The sequence below is a fragment of the Candidatus Fusobacterium pullicola genome (genome assembly GCA_018883725.1).
GTDB classification, from domain to species: Bacteria; Fusobacteriota; Fusobacteriia; order Fusobacteriales; family Fusobacteriaceae; genus Fusobacterium_A; species Fusobacterium_A pullicola.
Window position 1 is genome coordinate 1 of sequence record JAHLFN010000075.1, and the last position, 2,526, is coordinate 2,526.

A 2,526-nucleotide genomic window follows, 5' to 3' on the forward strand; every position below is an offset into this window, starting at 1 on the left:
ATTAATAGAAGGTAAAAAAATAAAAGAAAATATTTACAATGGAGAGTTAAAAATTTATGAAAGAGAAACATAGGTTTCTCTTTCATTTTCGGAAAAAAAGAAACCGCTTTCCAAAAAGGAGAAAAAAGATGTACTTAAGTTTTGATGTTGGAGGAACAAACACAAAATATTCTTTAATAAATAAAAATGGAGAAATTTTAAAAAGTGGCAGTATAGTTACTCAAGACAATAGAGATATAATTTTTGGAAGAATAAAAGAGGTTGTTAAAAAATTTCAAAATGAAGGGAATAAAATAGAAGGCTTAGCTTTCAGTATGCCAGGAGTAATAGATGTTAAAAGAGGACATATGATTACTGGAGGAGCTTTATACGATTTATATGATTTTCCTTTTAAAAGTGAATTGGAAAAATATATAGGTATTCCTGTGGAATTAGAAAATGATGTAAACTGTGTAGCACTTGCAGAAAAATGGTTAGGAAATGCAAAAGATTTGAATAATTTTCTATGCCTAACTGTTGGAACAGGAGTAGGTGGAGCTATCTTCGTGAATGGAGAGATGTTACGTGGGGCTAATTTTGCAGCTGGTGAATTTGGTTTTATGATAACTGATAGAAGAGAAGATTATGAAGAAGCTAGTTTAAGTATGTCTGGGAGTGTAAGGGGAGGATTATTAAAAGCTTATGCTAAGAGAAAAAATATAAACTGGGAATGCTTAACTGGAGAGGAAATATTTGAACTTTCTCACAATGGAGATGAAATAGCTACTAAAGTAATAGATGAATTTTACACTTCGTTAGCTTATTCAATATATAATTTAGCTGTTAGTTTAAATCCAGAAAAAATTCTTATAGGTGGAGAAATAACAAAAAGATCAGATTTTATAGAGATTTTAGAAAAAAAAGTGGAGATAATAAAAAAAGATGTATGTCCATTAGAAATGCCTAAATTGGAAAGATGTAAATTTTTAAATGATTCTGGCAAAATAGGAGCAGTATATCATTTTATTTTAATGCAAAAAGAAAGAAAAAATTAGGAGGAAAATATGAGTTTATTTGATAAATTTAATGTATTTTTAGAAGAAAAATTTATGCCTGTAGCTGCTAAAATAGGAGGACAAAAGCATTTGCAGGCAATAAGAGATGGTCTTATTTTATCTATGCCTTTAACAATTGCAGGATCTATCTTTATGATATTAGCTTTTTTACCTGTACCTGGATACTATGAGTTTATGACAGGTATATTTGGAGAAGCTTGGATGGGAAAAGTATTATATCCTGTAAGAGCTACTTTTGATATTATGTCTATATTTGGGTGTATAGGAATAGCTTATAGATTAGCTGAAAAAAATAAAATAGATTGCTTATCAGCTGTAGCACTTGCTTTAATGACGTTTATGATATTGACACCATATAAAGTATCGTTTATGAGTACAACAGTAGAAGCAATTCCATTAATTTATACTGGAAGTGCAGGATTGTTCGGAGCTATAATATCTTCTTTAATTTCGGTTGAAATTTATACTTGGTTTATAAGAAAAAATATAGTAATAAAAATGCCAGAAAATGTACCACCAGCAGTTGCAAGATCATTTGTAGCATTAATTCCAACTTTAGCATTAATGATAGGAACATTAATAATACGTTTATTATTAGAAAGTACTGATTTTCAAAATGTTCATGAGTTATTAAAAGTAGTATTAACAACACCTTTAAAAATATTAGTAGGTAGTTGGTGGGGATTGGCTATTATTGTTGCTATTATCCAATTATTCTGGATAGCAGGATTACATGGATCAACGATTATATTAGGAACAATAGGACCAGTGTTAGGGTTATTAGGTGATCAAAATAGACTTGCTTATGAAGCTGGAAAAGAGATTCCAAATGTATTAGGAGGACCATTTTTCGATTTATTCATTAGTCTTGGCGGAGGAGGAGGAACATTTGCTTTAGCTTTTTTACTAGCATTTGCCTCTAAAAGTAAACAACTTAAAGAGGTTGGAAGAATATCTGTAGGAGCAGCATGTTTTAATATAAATGAACCTATTATATTTGGATTACCTATTGTTATGAATCCGTATTTAATAATTCCGTTTTTCATAACTCCTATTTTAACAGGGCTTATAGGCTATTTTAGTATAGCTATGGGAATCTTACCTAAGTTACCAGGAATTTCGATACCTTGGACAACACCACCTTTAATAAGTGGATACTTAGCTTCAATTGGTTCATTTAGATATGTTATTTTACAGATCATTTTAATTGCTATAGGAATGATAATATATTTACCATTTTTCAAAGCTTTCGATAATAAGATTTTAGAAGATGAAAAAAGTTATCAAGAGTAAAAATTAAATCAAGATTTAGGAGGAAAATATGTACAAATTTCCAAAGGATTTTTTATGGGGAAGTGCATCAGCAGCTTATCAAATAGAAGGGGCTTATAACGTTGATGGAAAAGGTATGTCTAACTGGGATCATTTTGTGAGAATACCAGGAAAAACTTTTAAGGGAACAACAGGTGAT

General features: G+C 30.0%; 3 protein-coding genes. All 3 read left to right on the plus strand.

Annotation, left to right across the window (positions count from 1 at the left end; genetic code table 11):
- The first annotated feature begins 128 nt into the window (after positions 1–128).
- Positions 129–1,034 (plus strand): ROK family protein, encoded by a 906-nt coding sequence (locus tag IAA47_08410; protein ID MBU3842983.1) that lies wholly within the window; start codon positions 129–131, stop codon positions 1,032–1,034.
- Positions 1,035–1,043: 9 nt separating this feature from the next.
- On the plus strand, positions 1,044–2,348 hold the full coding sequence (gene celB, locus IAA47_08415; protein ID MBU3842984.1) for a PTS cellobiose transporter subunit IIC: 1,305 nt from the start codon (positions 1,044–1,046) through the stop codon (positions 2,346–2,348).
- A 28-nt stretch (positions 2,349–2,376) separates the two neighbouring features.
- Positions 2,377–2,526, plus strand: a 150-nt coding sequence (locus IAA47_08420) for a family 1 glycosylhydrolase (GenBank protein ID MBU3842985.1), incomplete at its 3' end; no start/stop codon positions are given.

What these genes read in the sequence shown, in the direction of transcription:
- IAA47_08410 (MBU3842983.1), top strand. Translation starts at nt 129, where the DNA reads ATGTACTTAAGTTTTGATGTTGGAGGAACAAACACAAAATATTCTTTA.
- celB (MBU3842984.1), top strand. Translation starts at nt 1,044, where the DNA reads ATGAGTTTATTTGATAAATTTAATGTATTTTTAGAAGAAAAATTTATG.